General features: G+C 59.4%; 11 protein-coding genes. 5 read left to right on the top strand and 6 right to left on the bottom strand.

Annotated features, from left to right (window positions below; all coding sequences use genetic code 11):
• Window positions 1–2: 2 nt before the first annotated feature.
• Both BM321_RS11005 and BM321_RS11000 read right to left on the bottom strand, forming a co-directional pair.
• Window positions 3–632 carry a response regulator gene (locus BM321_RS11005; RefSeq protein WP_092442527.1) on the bottom strand — a complete coding sequence of 210 codons (630 nt, stop codon included), beginning with the start codon at window positions 630–632 and terminating at the stop codon, window positions 3–5.
• On the bottom strand, window positions 629–3,613 hold the full coding sequence (locus tag BM321_RS11000; RefSeq protein ID WP_256573415.1) for a sensor histidine kinase: 2,985 nt from the start codon (window positions 3,611–3,613) through the stop codon (window positions 629–631). The genes BM321_RS11005 and BM321_RS11000 overlap by 4 nt, the downstream gene beginning before the upstream one ends.
• Before the next feature lie 248 nt (window positions 3,614–3,861).
• Between BM321_RS11000 and BM321_RS10995 the strand changes: the two genes are divergently transcribed.
• From BM321_RS10995 to BM321_RS10985, 3 genes are all read left to right on the top strand, one after another.
• Complete coding sequence (locus BM321_RS10995) at window positions 3,862–6,759, top strand: sensor histidine kinase (protein WP_092442525.1); 2,898 nt, start codon at window positions 3,862–3,864, stop codon at window positions 6,757–6,759.
• Window positions 6,744–7,805 (top strand): HD-GYP domain-containing protein, encoded by a 1,062-nt coding sequence (locus BM321_RS10990; RefSeq protein WP_092442524.1) that lies wholly within the window; start codon window positions 6,744–6,746, stop codon window positions 7,803–7,805. The genes BM321_RS10995 and BM321_RS10990 overlap by 16 nt, the downstream gene beginning before the upstream one ends.
• Window positions 7,806–7,986: 181 nt before the next feature.
• Window positions 7,987–8,769 carry a DUF4253 domain-containing protein gene (locus BM321_RS10985; RefSeq protein ID WP_256573414.1) on the top strand — a complete coding sequence of 261 codons (783 nt, stop codon included), beginning with the start codon at window positions 7,987–7,989 and terminating at the stop codon, window positions 8,767–8,769.
• Window positions 8,770–8,828: 59 nt separating this feature from the next.
• On the opposite strand, the gene BM321_RS10980 is transcribed toward BM321_RS10985, so the two are convergent.
• From BM321_RS10980 to BM321_RS10965, 4 genes are all read right to left on the bottom strand, one after another.
• On the bottom strand, window positions 8,829–9,941 hold the full coding sequence (locus tag BM321_RS10980) for an alkene reductase (protein WP_092442523.1): 1,113 nt from the start codon (window positions 9,939–9,941) through the stop codon (window positions 8,829–8,831).
• Window positions 9,942–10,088: 147 nt separating this feature from the next.
• Window positions 10,089–12,326 (bottom strand): xanthine dehydrogenase family protein molybdopterin-binding subunit, encoded by a 2,238-nt coding sequence (locus BM321_RS10975; RefSeq protein WP_092442522.1) that lies wholly within the window; start codon window positions 12,324–12,326, stop codon window positions 10,089–10,091.
• On the bottom strand, window positions 12,323–12,796 hold the full coding sequence (locus BM321_RS10970) for a (2Fe-2S)-binding protein (RefSeq protein WP_092442521.1): 474 nt from the start codon (window positions 12,794–12,796) through the stop codon (window positions 12,323–12,325). The genes BM321_RS10975 and BM321_RS10970 overlap by 4 nt, the downstream gene beginning before the upstream one ends.
• Window positions 12,793–14,058 (bottom strand): c-type cytochrome, encoded by a 1,266-nt coding sequence (locus tag BM321_RS10965; protein WP_092442554.1) that lies wholly within the window; start codon window positions 14,056–14,058, stop codon window positions 12,793–12,795. Before BM321_RS10965 ends, BM321_RS10970 begins: the two co-directional genes overlap by 4 nt.
• A 311-nt stretch (window positions 14,059–14,369) precedes the next feature.
• Here BM321_RS10965 and BM321_RS10960 point away from each other — a divergent pair, with 311 nt between their 5' ends.
• Both BM321_RS10960 and BM321_RS10955 read left to right on the top strand, forming a co-directional pair.
• Window positions 14,370–15,569: an MFS transporter gene (locus tag BM321_RS10960; RefSeq protein ID WP_092442520.1), complete on the top strand. Its 1,200-nt coding sequence runs from the start codon at window positions 14,370–14,372 to the stop codon at window positions 15,567–15,569.
• A gap of 100 nt (window positions 15,570–15,669) precedes the next feature.
• Window positions 15,670–16,584 carry a LysR family transcriptional regulator gene (locus BM321_RS10955; RefSeq protein ID WP_092442519.1) on the top strand — a complete coding sequence of 305 codons (915 nt, stop codon included), beginning with the start codon at window positions 15,670–15,672 and terminating at the stop codon, window positions 16,582–16,584.
• Window positions 16,585–16,587 lie beyond the last annotated feature (3 nt).

Genomic DNA, 16,587 nt, shown 5'->3' with positions numbered 1-16,587 from the left:
CTTCAGACCAGCCCTTCATTCAAGGCATAGCGCACCAGGTCTGTGCTGGTGGCAAAGCACATTTTCTCCATCAGCCGAGTCTTGTGGGTGCTGACGGTCTTGTTGCTGATCACCAGTTGTTCGGCGATCTGGTTGACACTCAGCCCTTGGGCCAGCATGCGCAGGATCTGGAATTCACGGGAGGTCAGGCTCTGCGAGGCGTTCTCGGGTGTCACACCGCTGCTCTGCAGGGCGATCTGTTCGGCCAGTTGCGGGTCGAGGTAGCGTGCGCCGGTATTTACCTTGCGGATCGCCGCCAGCAGCGCTTCCGGGTCGCGGTCCTTGGTCATGTAGCCTGAGGCGCCGGCGCGCAGGGCTCGCTGGGCAATGTGGGCTTCATTGTGCATGCTCAGGATGAGCATCGGCAGCTTGGGGTAATGGGCGTGGATACGGCCGATCAGGTCCTCGCCACTCGAACCGGGCATGGTCATGTCGAGCAGGAGCACATCGATCTCGGTATGGCGCAACAACTCCAAGACCTGGGCGCCGTTCTCCGCTTCCGCCACCACGGCAATATCCTTGACCAGTGCGAACAATTGCTTGAGGCCTTCGCGCATGATCGTGTGATCGTCGGCCACCATTAAACGGATCATGAGTCTTGACTCCTTGAAGCCGGTACACGTAATTGGACAGTGGTGCCGCTGCCTGGGGTGCTGGAGATGGTGGTGGTTCCCCCCAGGGTCAGGCCCCGTTCGCGCATTCCCAGCAAGCCGAGGGTCCTGGACGATTGCTCGCGTTGCTCGAAGCCTTTGCCGTTGTCAATGATCTCCAGTGACCAGCCGTTCTCGGCTTGCTCAAACGTGATATCGACCCAAGTGGCTTCGGCGTGTCGGGCGATGTTGGTCAGCGACTCCTGGGCGATCCTGAATGCAGCGGTTGCGCTGGCATCGTCCAAATGGATTTTCTGCGGGTGAATCTGCAGGTTGCAGTCGATGCCTTGTTGCTGCTTGAACGTATCGCTCAGCCATTCCAGTGACGCGGCGATACCCATGTTGAGGATCGAGGGACGCAGGCTGGTGGAAATGTTCCTGACCACCTGCACCGTTTGGTCGATCAGTTGCAGCAGACGTGCCACTTGTTCGCTGAGCTGGGGCAGTTGCTCGCCGTACTGGAAGCGCAGCAGCGAAGTGCCCATGCGTATGGCGGTCAAATGTTGTCCGAGCTCATCGTGGATCTCCTGCGCAATCAGCTTGCGTTCCTCTTCCCGTGCACTTTCCCGACTGGACATCAATTGACGCAGTTGCTTGTTGAGCGATGCCAGGCGCAGTTCGGCCAGGCGCAGCTGCGATATATCGCGAACGACAGCCAGCACGGTGGCGATTTTTCCCTGGATGTCTTGCTCGGGAACGAGACTGATGTGATAGACACGCTGCAATCGATGTTGCGCGGTGAGCACATATTCATGCTCCAGAGGCTGACCTTTTTCCACCGCTTCGATGACGGCCGCATGGAACAATTGGCTCTGCAGGTTTTTCGGCAGGATCTCGAGCAGGTCCTTGTGCAGCAAATCGATTTGCGGGCGATCCAACCAGGCTTCCAATGCCGGATTGACGAACAGCAGCTCTGCCGTTCGACTCAATCGTGCGATGCCGTCTGGAGAGTTCTCAACCAGTGTGCCAATTTCCTGCTGCCTGGCCAGTTCGTTGCGCTGAGCTTCCAGGATATCGGTAATGTTGCGAGCAATGCATACCAGGCGATGCAAGCGTCCATTCGAATCCGCGACAGGCACCAGATTGAAATGGACGACGAGTGAGTGCTGACCGCAAGGCAGGTGTGCATCCAGTTCGATGGGAGCACCTACGGCAAGGCAGTGCAGACAGATAGCCTCGACGATACTGGCGGCTTCTTTTTCCAGGCATTGGCCCAACGATTGGCCGATCAGGTCCGAATGACTTCTGGCGAGCATTTCGCACAGCTTTGGATTGGCCTCCAGACAACTGAGTTGCTGGTCGGCATCCACGGCGAGCAGACAAAGCATGTCTTGCGAATGGTCGAAGACTTCGCGGTAACGGCGTTCGCTTTGCGCCAGGTGGTTATGGGCCGAGCAGCGCTCCCAGGCGATGGCACCGATATGACTGGCCATTTGTGCATGCTTGCGGTCCTGCTCGCTCAGTGGGGTGTCGCCTCCGACGAACAATAGAATGGCGCCCATCGTGATACCGGTTTTATTGACCACCGGTTCTACCCAACAACCTCGATAACCTGCCTGCAAGGCGGGCTGACTGAATGCGAGGCCCGCAGCATCGCTTTTCAAATCAGCGATGAAGTGATGGTGTTCGAACCGCTCGGGGTGTCGATCAAGGTCTTCGGCCAGACAGGTTGCAATCGAGAGCGTGCCCGTAGGGGAGGCGCGAAGGGGCTCGTCGCCAGGCACGGCCTTGAAGGCCATGGCGTTGTGAAACTCGGGCGTCAGAATATCCAGGTAGGCGCCGAGCAGTGGCAGCACCTCCAGGAGTGTGTCGTGAGTGACCATTTTTTGAAAAATGGCGGAACGCGCATTTTCGGCTCGCTCCTGTCGGCGCAACGCACTGATATCCTGGGCTGTGACCAGCACCCCGCACAGCTCGCCTGTTTCGTCATGCTCTGGCGTCAAGTGGCATAAAAAATCCACGGGGCGACGTGAGTGCGAACCCCTGTTTTCCAGCAGGAACGTATTGGCTACGCCGGTTGACAGCGTGAGTTCTACCTGCGTGCGAAAATACTCATCGAGCGGATTGGGCGTCGAGGTGCGTTCGGTAATGTGAGTGTTGGGAAAACCTCGGGTGCGTTCAAGCTCGGGATTGGCATAGATCTGTTGTCCAAGCCGGTTGTAGCGAAGAATGATGTTTTGTGAGTTTTTGGCCAGTAAAAGGTACTTCTGTTCGTTATTGAACAGTGCCTTGCGCAAGGCAAGATGCTCACTGATGTCTTCCAGCTGCGATACAAAGTAAAGCGCTTCGGCATCAGCGTTACGGGCGATGCCCAGGGTCAAACGTGCCCACAGCGTGCTGCCATCCTTGCGGATGTAACGTTTTTCCAGGGTCAGGCTTGTGCGCTGTCCCTGGATGAGCCTGTGCAGTTCATCCTTATTGATATCGGCGTCGTCCGGATGCGTCAAACGCTGGAAAGACGTGGCGCGAAGTTCTTCTTCGGTGTAGCCAAGTATCTGACACAGCATTCGATTGGCCGCGATCCATTCACCGCTCATTCGCAATAAGGCCAGGCCTGTGCCGGCAGAATCGAACGCCAGGCGATAATCCTGTTCGGCAAGGTGGACGAGTTCGGCGCGGCGGACTTTCACCAAGTAGGTCGATTGTTGTGCTTTGTAGTCGAGGGTCACTTTCAGCGTGTCGCCGCTGGCCGAGGTAATCTGGAAATACCAGCTCCCCTTGAGTCGCGCATGGGTCAGGTGCTGTTCAAACGTCAGCGGCTTGAGCGAAAACAACGCAGGCGAGGGCATAAGCGCGGCGACGCTCTCGCTCAGCCCCAGCAGTCCGCTGGCGCAGTCATCCATGATGAGCAACGACCCTTGGGCATCCAGCAACACGATACCCACATCATCCGCATCCTGCGTGAACGGTGTTGCTACCGCCATGGCTGAATCCATTCGCCCCATCCTCTGGTCTCCGTTGTTGAGCATAGCTTAAGTCTTGAGACCGAAATCGAGTGTTCGACTATGGTCATAAGGTTGCCCACAGGCTTTTGAACGATGCTGGGTGGTACCAGCAAGGTTGTGTAGCCGGCGGACGAAAGGAAAAGAGTCCCGTTGGACAGATACCAGGGATGCGATCACAATGATATCGCCGTGATGTCAGCGGTGCCGCCAACGGAATGAGCGTGCTTATGCAAGCTGCTTCAAAACAGAGGGTCAGTCTGCGCAGATGGATCTGGCGGGCGTTCGCCAGTACCAGCCTGTTGCCACTCATCTTGGTGGAAGGGGTGCTGATCACCACTTATTTCATCATGAACCATTCCATTCGAAGCTCTCAGATCGAGCACCTGCATCAAAGTGCAACACGAGACATCCAGGCATCGGTTCAGCAGAATGCATTGTTGGTGCAAGGCCAGTTGGAGCAGATCCACAAGGCGATCGACCTTTATGCCAAGTCCACTGAGCATGAATTCACCGAAAACCAGCATCTGGCGGCGGCATCGCTTTCATTAAGTGCCGACGGTGTCCGTTACAGCGCAGCAAACGATGGCGCGTCCGCTTCGTTTTATTCGAATATCACGGCGCCGGAAAAGCAGGATCTCTACAAGCTATCTCTCCTGGCGAACCAGGATTTCATGATGAAACAGTTGAAGGATGGGGATCCTTTGATTGCCAGCATCTATTTCAACAGTTGGGACAGCTATAACCGGATTTATCCCTGGTTCAATACGCTCGAACAGTATCCCCACGATATGGACATCACCCAATACAACTTCTACTACCTGGCCGATGCACAGCACAATCCTGATAAAAAAATAGTCTGGACGGACGTCTACCTGGACCCCGCGGGCCAGGGGTGGATGATGTCTGCCATTGCGCCGGTCTATAAGGGAGACTTTCTCGAGGGTGTCGCCGGAGTTGATGTCACGGTCGACGGCATCTTGAAGCGATTAGAGCAGTTGCAGATGCCCTGGGATGGCTACCTGATGCTGGTCAATAACAAGCTCGATGTCATGGCGGTACCCAAGGCGGGTCAACGTGATTTTTCCCTAGGGGGCGAGAATCAGCCCGCCGCAGAGCCTGTTGATCGCGAGCGTTTGCAGTCCCCGGATTTGAATCTCACCCGTCATCCGGACCTCGCCAGTCTCAATCACAACTTACCGGACCATCCGCGGGGCATTGTTGCCTTGAGGTTGAATGGACGGCCTCATCTGGTCGCCTGGAATGAGATCCCCTCCACTGGCTGGTTCTTGCTGGCGGTGGTGGACGAAGCAGCGGTCATGCAGGAAACCAATCTGCTCGCCAGTCATTACCGCGAAGTGGGTTATCTGTTGATCGCGGGGCTGGTCCTGTTCTACGCCTTGTTCTTTGCCTTCATGTGGTGGCGAACACGGGACCTCAGTCGCCAATTGAGCGCGCCGGTGCAGGGGGTCTCACGAATGATGCGAGAAATCGGCCGGGGTAACTGGCAACCGGCGGCAAGTCCCTCCGACATCACCGAACTCTGGTCAATGTCCAACCAGGCACTGGGAATGGGCAGGCAGTTGGCCCAGGCCGAATTCGTTCGCAGTTCCACACAGCAGCGTCTCGAGTTGGTCATGGAGAGTTTTGCCGAAGGGCTTTGGGAGTATTACCCCCAGCGGCAGCGTTTTATTCTCAAGGGCGCCCTGTGCCAGCGTTTCGGCTTTGTCGCCAATGAAGTGCCGATGGCGACGCTGCTGGAGAACATTCCCATGGAAGACAGGCAGGTCTTCATGCGGTTTCTGGAGGAGGCCAGGGGCACTGCCAGCGTGGCGTCGGAAGCGGAGTTCCGGATCCGGGACGTGCATGGCCAGTTGATCTGGATCCTTTGCCGGGGCCGCATGCTGGAACCCTCGCGGCTTGAGGATCCCAGCGTCGTGGTGGTGGCGTGTGTCGACATTACGACGCTCAAGCAGACCCAGCTGGATCTGCGGGAGAAAACCCTGGAGGCAGAGGCCGCCAGTACGGCCAAGTCCAAGTTCATCTCCAGCATGAGCCATGAGTTGCGTACGCCGTTGAATGCAATCTACGGATTTGCCCAACTGGGGCTCATGCAGCCGCCTGACGAGGCATCGCAGCAAACGGCCAACCTGCAGGAAATCATCGAGGCCAGCGAGCACCTCATGCAGTTGGTTGACGATCTGCTCGAACTCTCCAGTCTGCAGGCTGAGAGGCCACTGCTGGATCTCAAGCCGGTGCACGTGGCGAGTCTGTTATCCAACTGCGCTGACATGGTCCAGCAGCAGGTCGCTGCGCATGGCCAGACCCTGCGCACCCATGCTCCTGTGGATACATGGTATGTCTGGGCGGATAAACGCCGTCTCAAGCAGGTCCTGATCAATCTGTTATCCAATGCAATCAAGTACAACCGGCCCGGTGGTGACATCACCCTGGGGGCCATGGTTGTCGAGGGGGGAGCCCGGTTGCGTCTTTATGTGACGGATACCGGCATGGGCATTCCCCCGGCGTTGCAGGCCGAGCTGTTCAGGCCCTTCCAGCGTTTGGGTAAAGAGAACTCTTCCATCCAGGGCACGGGCATTGGCTTGGCGCTGTGCCGGGACCTGGCACTGCTGATGCACGGCAGCATGGGCCTTGAAAGCCACGTCGAGGTGGGGTCGACTTTCTGGATCGACATGTGCTCGTCGGCTTTTCCAGCCCCCGGGGGCGATCCCACAGTGTCGGCGATTGGCTTGCCACGCGTGCTGTTGGTCAGCAGCGACCTCAAGGATGATGAGGTGGTCCGGGAGGCATTGGCCGGTGATTTCGAGTTGCAATGGGTCAACACGTTGCCCGACGCCAGCGTTGTGCTGGATGCCACGGCAATCAGCGTATTGATCGTCGCCACCACGGACCGTGTGCCTGTGCTGGACACGTTTTTCTGCGGTCTACGCACGAGGATCGCAGAGACTGCCCTGTCGATCATCGTGGTTCGTGCGGCCGTCGATCACGCTTCGATTAGCCAACTGGAATGTCAGGCCGTCGTGGCTTCTCCCTTGGAGAGGCAGAGTATTCGCCAACTGGTATTGACGCTCGCCACGAAGAGGGCAGATGCATGTTTGCCAAAGTAAATGCTGAAAGCAGGATTGTCATAATCGACGATGTGCCCACCAATCTCCGGCTTCTGGATTCATGCTTGCGAGCCGTGGGCCTGCGCAACATCACGACCTTCAGCGACTCAGTCCAAGGACTGGATTGGCTGCTTTCGAACGCCTGGGACCTGGTGTTGCTGGACCTGGGTATGCCCGCGCCCGATGGTTTCGAGATCCTTGATCGGCTCAATAAACGAGACCGCACTGAATCACCGGTCATCATCGTAACGGCGTTGAATGACCAGCAGAGCAGACGAAAAGGGCTGGAGAAGGGGGCCAACGACTTCATCTCCAAACCCATTGACCTGCCTGAAGTGCTGCTCAGGGTACGTAATTGCCTGGAGTTGGCGCAGGCGGCGAAGCAGTTGCGCGACGTCAATGTCGAGCTCGAGCGCAAAGTCGAGCTACGTACGGCCCAACTGGCTTCCAGCTACAAGGCGATCAGCAGCAGCTTGAGTCGAGCAGCCAGCTATCGCGACGATGACACGGGGCATCACATTGTTCGTATTGGCGAGTCCGCTGCGTTGTTGGCCAAGACAATCGGCATGCCCTCCCAATGGTGCGACCTCATGAAGATGGCAGCCCCGATGCACGATATCGGGAAAATCGGCATTGCCGATGCGATTCTGCAAAAACCTGGAGCGTTGACACCGCAGGAAAGAGAGATCATGCAGGAGCATGCCCGTATCGGTTATGAAATCCTGCATGACCCGGACGGTTCCCCTTTGACCGATTTGGCTGCGGAAATTGCCCTGGCGCATCACGAACGTTGGGACGGCACCGGTTATCCCAAGGGATTGCGAGGTAAGGAGATTCCGTTATCGGCAAGGATTGTGTCGATATGCGATGTGTATGACGCCATAAGAATGCCCCGAGCCTACAAACAGGCTTGGGACGTCGAGCGTTCGAGGCGTTACATCACCGATCAAGCCGGTACCCAGTTCGATCCCTCCCTGGTGGACGTCTTTTGTAACCTCTTTGACGAAATAGATCGTTTGCGGTTGCCCGATGCGCGAGAGGGCTGAGGTTGTTCTATGAGTGTTCAGCTTTGGTATCTCTACGCCAGTTGCGGCGGGGATTGGCAACGGCCACATGCAGTGTGTGTTGCATGCTACTGGTCCTGTTGTAGCTTGGAAGCGGATCTTTCTATGATGGTCTTGGAGCCTTAGGATTACGCCCTCAATTCAATGGAGCAAGGCACGCGTTATGGATATCGAATTCCGCGGTAATGGCATGCGTGGGAACCCGTCTGTAGGTACATGCGATGAGTACGGTGTGAGCGGGATTACCAGCTTTGACGATCTGACCGAAGCTCGTCGTAAGATTGCAGAGTCGCACCCAGGCTTTAAACTTTTGTTCTCGCTCGATGATCTGCACCAGGCTCGATACACGTCGGGCCATGCTCGCAGTCATTTAGGAATGGATGACGCCACCGAGGAGGACATCGCGGGGCTGCCTCAAGAATGTTTTGAGAACGGTGAATATGTAGGTTATCCGACCACGAAAGCGGAGTTCGCAATCTGCCTTCGCAATTTCACGAACCTGGTAGCAGCTACATCTTTCGAAGATGCTTGTGCTCATGGTTTGACGCTTGATGAGCAGGCCCTGCAGGAGTGGATTGGTTATCAGGAAAAACCTGTATCGATAATCGACCAGCCCATGTCAGCGCTTTTGGTACCCGTTCAGGAGTCTTACCAGGCGCTCGCTGCTTTTCCCAACGGCTATTTCACTTCCGATTTGGATCCTGCGAAAAACTTTGCGGTTGCGCGTCATTTTTCAGAAGCGCATGGCTATGAGCTAATGGGCGTAGGTGCCTCTTACATCGGCTTCATTCGTGCTGAGCCGCCTGACCTATCTCTGGCCAATCTTGTTGCGAAAGACTTTTGCGCGCTCTACAACACGGGCGTTGAAAAACTACAAGCACGCATTTTTGCAGTCGCTCAGGCGGTCTCGGGTCGGACTCATCTTTGGCTGCGTTATGTGGAGTGATAATCCCAAACAATCCGCGCCGGCCGCCTTTCGGACCGGTCAACTGCGTTAAGCCCAGCTCAGGAATGAGTCGGATAATCCACGTAGCCACGCTGATCGCCACCGAAGAAGGTGCTCGGGTCTGGTGTATTGAGCGGTAACCCGTCGCGAATTCGCCGGGGCAGATCCGGGTTTGCCAGGAACGCTCTGCCGAACGCAATGATGTCCGCCCGGCCGTCGATCAAGGCCTGTTCCGCCGTCTCGGGATCGTAGCCACCGGCGATCATCAACACGCCGTCCCATGCCGCACGTAATTGACCGATGATTTCATCCCAGCGTGGATCGAAGAGCTCGTCCTTGACGGTGCCAACCACGGCGGGCTCGACGAGGTGCAGATAGGCCAGCGTCCATTGGTTCAACGAGCGCACGATGTAGCCGAACGTCGCCTGCGGTGTCTCATCGCCCATGCCCATGAACCGCCCCATCGGCGTCAAGCGTACGCCTACGCGCTCTGCGCCCACTTCGTCGACTACGGCGGCGACCACTTCCAATAACAGCCGTGCACGGTTTTCCAGGCTTCCACCGTAAGCATCCTCGCGCTGGTTACTGTTACTGTTGATGAACTGGTCCAGCAGGTAACCATTGCCCGCATGAATTTCCACGCCGTCCATTCCAGCGTCCAGTGCATTGCGCGCGGCCCGGCGGTAGTCGTCGATGATGTCGGTGATCTCTGGAGCCTGCAGTGCACGTGGCACCGGTACATCGCTCCAGACACCGTTGCCATCCGCGTCGACGATGAACGTCTTGCCCGGCACGGGTAACGCGCTCGGGGCAACCGGGCGCGCGTTGTCAGGCTGAAAGCTCGGGTGGGACACGCGGCCGACATGCCAGAGCTGCATGAAGATCAGGCCGCCGCTCTCATGCACCTGGGTGCTGACTGCACGCCAGGCTTGCACCTGTTCAGCGTTGTAGATGCCCGGTGTCCAGGCATAGCCTTGGCCTTGCCGGGAAATTTGCGTCGCTTCGGTAATGATCAACGCGGCGCTCGCACGCTGGCGGTAATACTCGGCGTTCATGGCCGTTGGCACGTCGCCCGGTTGCCCGGCGCGAGAGCGTGTCAAAGGCGCCATCGCCACGCGGTGAGGGAGTGTGTAGGGGCCCAATGCGATGGGTTGGAACAGGTGCTGCGGCATGAGGTGTTCTCCGATAGTGGTACAGAAAGCAGGGCGGCGGCGGACGTTGGGTCAGGCACCGGATGGCTCAAGTTAATCGGCGGGAGGGCGCTTGATAATCCGAAGAAAGCCCAACACTGCGTTGCGTGAAGCGCAACGCAATGCAGGTCAGGACGGCTGCTCCGAGCGGGTCAGGGGCAGGTTCAACCAGCGTCGGCCGGTGGCGTTCGCCACGGCGTTGCCGATGGCGGCGGCCATGGGACCCTGGACGATTTCGGCGGCGCCGAGAAACGGTTGTCCCGGTTGGTCGAGTAGATGGACATCGACCTTCCTTGGCACCTGCGAGAAGCGCAGGATCGGGTAACCACTCCAGTCGTAGCTGCGTATACCCCCGGCGTCATAGGCAACCTGTTCATACAGTGTCCAACTGGTGGACTGGACGATTCCGCCCTCCACCTGATTGCGCAGGCCATCGGGATTGACGATCTGTCCGACGTCCACCGCCGTGACCACATGCTCGATCTGTATTTCACCGGTCAGCGGATGTACCTGAAGTCGTACCGCGATAGCGCAGTAGCCCATGATGTTTTTGTACCGGGCAAAGGCGAAGCCGATGCCTGCGCCAGGCTCATTGCTTTTTTGCTGCCAGCCAATGGCGTCGCGAACCCGCTCCACCACGGCCCGCGCCCGGGGATCTTCCAGATGAGCCAGGCGCAAGGCTATCGGGTCGACCCTGGCCCTGGACGCAAGCTCATCCATGCACGCTTCGATCGCAAAAATGTTGATGTGCGCACCCAGTGAACGCATGGCCGAGGTGCGAAAGGGCATCTGCGTGACAAAGTTCATGTTGATGCGGGTAGAAGCCAGCGTGTAGAGCGGCACGGCGTTGCGATCGCCATCGCCTTCAGGTTGAGCGATGGGCACCGAAGGTGCGGAGGCGAACGGTCGAGCCAGCAATCGCGCCGGCAGCAACCGGCCGGCGTTGACGATGCGTTCGTTGTGCGGCGTCGTCCACAGTTCATAGTTCCAGTCCTGCAACCGACCTTGGGCGTCCAGGTTGGCTTTGACTTCGGTGACCATCGCCGAGCTGTAGGGCTCCCAGAGATTTTCCTGCTCGCGCATCCATTGGACCCGGACCGGTGTGCCGGGTATGCGCATGGCAATCAACGCCGCGTCGGCTGCCGCATCGTCCGCGCCGTTATGGCCATAACAACCGGACCCTTCGGTGTGGATACAGCGAACGCGCTCGGGGGGGAGCTGCACCATTTCGGCGATCCCGGCCCGCAGGGGATACACGCCCTGGGTGTGGGTCCAGACGGTGAGGGTGTCGTCCTTGAACCAGGCCACGGCGCAGGACGGACCAATGGAGCCATGCATCAGGTATTGCTTGGTCACGCGTGCCTGATAGCTGTTGTCGGTCGGACCCTGGGCAGTGCGTTCATGGCTGATCGGGTAGGGGCGTGAAGGGAGGCGTTTGAGCAATGCATGGATGTCCGCGGATTCGGGTATAGCCTGGCCACCGCTCCAGCGCGCTGTTTCGTATCCGCTGCGCATCGCTTTGATTGCTTGCCATTCATCCCGCGCGACCACCGCAAGATAGTTGCTGTCGCGAATCACCTGCACAACTCCGCAGAGCGCTTCGACCGACGCCGCATCAAAGGCCCGCAGCGTGCAGCCGGGGCGGGGTGGACGAATCACCCGAGCGTGCAGCATGCCCGGCAGACGGATGTCCTGGACAAACGCGGCGCCACCGCTGACTTTTGCCGGAATATCCAGCCGTTGCAGCGAATGGCCGATCAGCCTGAACGCGGTCGCGGCCGCTGCTGGCGAATCGGACTGTGCATAGCGGTGCAGATCGACGTTTTTGATGGCGTCGGCATAGGCCATTCGTTGTCCGTTGGGACCGTGAATGATGCCCTCCCGGGTCGTCAACAGTGCCGGTGCAACCTCCCAACGACGCCCGGCCGACTCCAGCAGCAGTTCACGCACTTGTGCCGCTGCGTTGAACAGCGCGGTCCCGCTGTCGAAAATACTGTGGCTGCCAGCGGTGTAACCTTCGTTGGGCGTCAGCGCCGTGTCGGCGGTGAGCAGGTTGATCGCTGATGGAGAAACCTCCAGGCGTTCAGCGGCAATTTGCAGCAAGGCAGTCTTGACCCCGGTGCCCAATTCGACCTTGCCGGTATAGACGGTGATGCCTTCATGACCGACGCGGATCCAGGCATCAAGATAGGGATTGGTGCGCAGGCTGCCGGGCAGATCCGGTGCCAATACCACCGTGCCAAGCGTGTCGACTTCGGTGTCCGCCCACGCACGTCGCGGCACCGGTACCAGGGTAAACGCCATCAGCAAGGCGCCCCCACGCAAGAATGCGCGACGGCTGTGATTGACCTCGTTGACCACTGTCATGACGCGCTCCCGTTTTGCCTGGCGACAAGGCTGATCGCGTCGATGATTCGCAAGTGGGTGCCGCATCGACACAGGTTGCCGGCCATGTACTCACGAATGGTCTGTTCATCCGGCTGCGGGTTGCTCTCCAGCAGTGACTGCGCGCGCATCAACATACCGGCGATGCAGTAGCCGCACTGGGCCGCCTGTTTCTCGATAAAGGCCTTTTGCAAAGGACCGGGTTGTTCGGCGGTACCGAGACTTTCCACCGTTCGAACCCGCTTGCCTTCAAGTCCGGCGCAGGGTGTCACGCAGGAAAATACAGGCTTGTCATCGACGATGACCGTGCAGGCGCCGCATTGCCCCAGACCACACCCGTACTTGGCGCCGTTGAGCCCCAGATGATTACGCAGCGCGTAGAGCAACGGCATGTCCGGTTCGAGGTCCAATGTCCGGGCCGAGCCGTTGACGTTAAGCGTGATTTGGGTCATTTCGTCTCCTGACGTATCGCTTCAAGGGTTGAAGAAAGGTCTGTCCAGGGTTGGTCGGGTCTGGCTTGTTGGCGCAGGTACGAAGCGAGTGCGATGAGTTGATCGTTGTCGAGGCTGGCGGCAAACGGCGGCATGATCGGTCCCGGCATGCCCGGCGTTGCCGGGACACCTTCGAACACGGTTTTCAGGAAATTGCGCGGGTTCGGGGCTTGCAACGATGACGTACGGTCCAGCGAAGGACGCTCGTCGATTTCACGCATCGGTGCGGCTGGCCCATGGCAGCCGGCACAGGCGCTGGCGAACAGCAGGGCGCCAGTGGTCTGATCGGAGGCCCCGGCATTAGCATCTGCGGCTGGGACCTCGGTGATGAGAGTTCTGGCGGGCAAGCTCAGCAGGTACTCGGCAATCGCCTGTACGTCGCCGACTGGCAAGCGCGCCAGGCTGAGACTGACCGGGCGCATCGGGCCGGCGGCAGTTCCATGGCCGTCCACCACTTCTGCTCGCAGGTAGTTCACCAACTGATCGTAGCGCCAGGCATTTGCACGACGATCCATGCCCAGCAGCGAAGGCGCTTCCCAACCATCCACGGTACCGCCGGCCAGGCTTGCGCCGGACTTCTCGGCGCCGATCAGGTTCAGCGGAGAATGACAGCCTGCGCAGTGGCCAGGGCCTTCGACCAGGTAGCGCCCGCGATTCCATGCATCGGATTGCTGCGCCACGGGGGGCAGTGGCTCGCCGTGCAGGAACAGTAAATTCCAGAACGCCACCAGCGGCCGGAGGTTCATCGGGAAGCTCATGCGGTTTTGCCGGGCTGGAGCGTGCACGGCCGGGCCACTCATCAAGTACGCATAGGCGTCTTCTATATCGCCTGCCGTCATGCGCCGGTAATGCACGTACGGGAAGGCCGGATACAGGAAGTGCCCATCGCGGGCGATCCCTTCACGCATCGCCCGCTCGAACGCCGGCAGCGACCACTGGCCAATGCCAGTCTGCGGATCGGGTGTGATGTTCGTGCTGTAGAGTGTGCCAAACGGCGTCACCAGCGGCAGTCCCCCCGCCAGGTGCGGGCCGCCGGGTCTCGTGTGGCATACCGCGCAGTCGCCCGCTTCGACGACTCGCGCGCCGCGTTGCAACTGCACCGAATCGAAGGTTCGCGGCCGCTCGACGGGCGCAATCGCCGGACGCCACATCAGCAGGGTGGCAGCGATCGCACCTATCGAAGCCAGGACCGCAGCGCCGACCCAAAACGGTCTGGACCTCATGGAAATGCCGATCATGGGCATCCCAAGCCTGAGGGACGCGCGCTGGACATTGAGGATGGATTCGAGGTCATTGACGGCTCCTTGAGCAACCGGAAAAGGGCGCCGATGGAGAGTCCTGCGCCGAGTGCCCAAGGGTAGAGAAGCCCCATGCGCCGGAGTATCAGCGGATCACGCAAAAGCCTGTTGCGCCAACCGCAACACCGCTGGCGTTGCGTGTCGCGCATCACTTCATTGCCCGATCAATGTATTCTCCGGGCAGACCGCTGCCCTTAGCTTGACGATCACTTCCCCAAACTTACCGAGGTGTCACCATGTTCATGGGCAATCCCGCCGCGACGGCCAAGGCCGAACAACCCGCTTCACTTTCCGGCCTGATGGTCGCGTTCCTGGCGTTCTGCTGCGGCGCGGTCGTGGCCAATCTTTATTACGCTCAGCCGATTGTCGAATTGATCGCGCCGCAAATTGGCCTGTCCAGCACCAATGCGAGCCTGATCGTGTCGCTGACGCAATTCGGCTACGCCTTGGGTTTATTGCTGCTGGTGCCATTGGCTGACCTTGCGGAGAACCGGCGCCTGGTGGTGGGCCTCACCCTCGCGTCGGGCGTTACCCTGTTGTGTGCCGGGCTGACGCACTCGCCGTCGATATTCCTCGTCTTGTCGCTGCTGATCGGCCTCACATCGGTAGCGGTGCAGATCCTGGTGCCCCTGGCGGCACACCTGGCGCCGGAGGCAACACGAGGCCGCGTGGTGGGTAACATCATGAGCGGCCTGTTGCTCGGCATTCTGCTGTCGCGCCCGCTGTCGAGCCTGCTGGTGGGCGTGTTCGGCTGGCGCGGTGTGTTCTTCAGTGCGGCGGCGCTGATGGCTGTTATCGCCCTGATCACCGCCATTGCGCTGCCGCGTCGCGTACCGACGCATCGGGCGACTTATGCCGCATTGATCGGCTCGGTGTTTGCGCTGGCCCGGCGCCATTCGGTCCTGCGCCAACGTTCGTTGTACCAGGGGTTGTTGTTCGCCAGCTTCAGCCTGTTCTGGACCCTGGCGCCCATCGAGCTGATGCGCCACCACGGTTTCAGCCAGGTGCAGATCGCGATCTTTGCGCTGGTAGGCGCCGTCGGTGCCGTGGCCGCGCCCATTGCCGGACGCTTGGCCGATGCAGGTCATGGCCGTCGCGGGACACTCGTTGCGCTGCTGTTGGCTCCGGTCGCCTTGTTGATTGCTGCGCTGCCCGGCAGTGGCTACATCTGGCTTGTCGTGTGCGCGGTGCTGCTGGATTTCGCCGTGCAGCTGAACATGGTGCTGGGCCAGCGCGAGGTGTACTCCATCGACCCGCACAGCCGGGCTCGATTGAATGCCGTGTACATGACCAGCATCTTCGTCGGCGGTGCCTTGGGATCGCTGGTGGCGAGCCCGCTCTATGAGCATTTCGGCTGGAACCTCTCTACGGTGGCGATTGCGTTGCTGCCTGCCTTGGCCCTGGTGATATTCATGAGTCGCAAGGCAGATGTCTGACCAACAGGCATCGAGGAGCGCGGCGAAGCACAGTCCTGCAAGACGGCGGGCGAACGGTCATGCACAATCAGCTCCGTTCCCTTTCGACTGGACTTCGCTGATGGACAAATTGCTGGCGTTGAAGATGTTTGTTGAAACCGTGCGTTGCGGCGGTTATTCCTCTGCGGCGCGCAAACTCGGCATCTCCACCTCTTCGGTGACACGCCAGGTGGCGGGCCTGGAGAGCGAGCTGGGCGCCAGCCTCCTTAACCGCACGACCCGCAACACCAGCGTGACCGTCGCCGGGCAAGCCTATTTTGAAAAAGCCGTGGCTATTCTGGAGGCCATCGATGAAGCCGATGCCGTGGTCGCCGACCGTGGCAGCGAGGCGCAAGGGCGCCTGCGGATCAGTGTCCCCGTCGAGTTTGGCCGGCGAATCATCGCGCCACATCTGGGCCGGCTGCTCGACCGTCATCCGGGACTGGAAATCAGCGTGTCATTGAGCGATCAGGTCGGTGACCTGTTGAGCGAGCAGATCGATGTGTCCGTGCGCCTCGGCTCGTCGGTGGTCAGCGAGGACATCGTCAGCAAACGGGTAGGGGCCTTCGAGCGCTGGGTCGTCGCCAGCCCGGATTACCTGGGCCGTCACGCGGCGCTGAGTCATCCTAATGACTTGCTGGGGCACCAGTGCCTGCGCTTCGATTACGGTGGATCGCATCACCACTGGACGTTTCAGGGCGACGAGCAACCCCTTCAGCTCAACGTGCATGGCCGGTTGCAAAGCAACAACGCCGACATCTTGCGCGAGGCCGCAATCGCGGGCGGCGGGGTGGCTCTGCTGGCCGACTGGCTGGTGCGCGATGACGTCGCCGCAGGTCGACTGACACGGTTGCTGGAGCGTTACGAAGTCAATCCGGGCAGCGCGAGCAGCTGCATCAATGCGCTGTATTTGCCCAATCACCGCGGCTCCAGCCGCATCAATGTGTTCATCGATTTTCTTGCGGAGCTTCTCGCCTCCGATCGAATGGCCCAATGAGGA

Origin of the sequence: Pseudomonas sp. NFIX10, from assembly GCF_900111955.1 — a bacterium.
Classification (GTDB): domain Bacteria; phylum Pseudomonadota; class Gammaproteobacteria; order Pseudomonadales; family Pseudomonadaceae; genus Aquipseudomonas; species Aquipseudomonas fluorescens_AA.
This window is presented reverse-complemented; position numbering and strand designations above follow the sequence as displayed.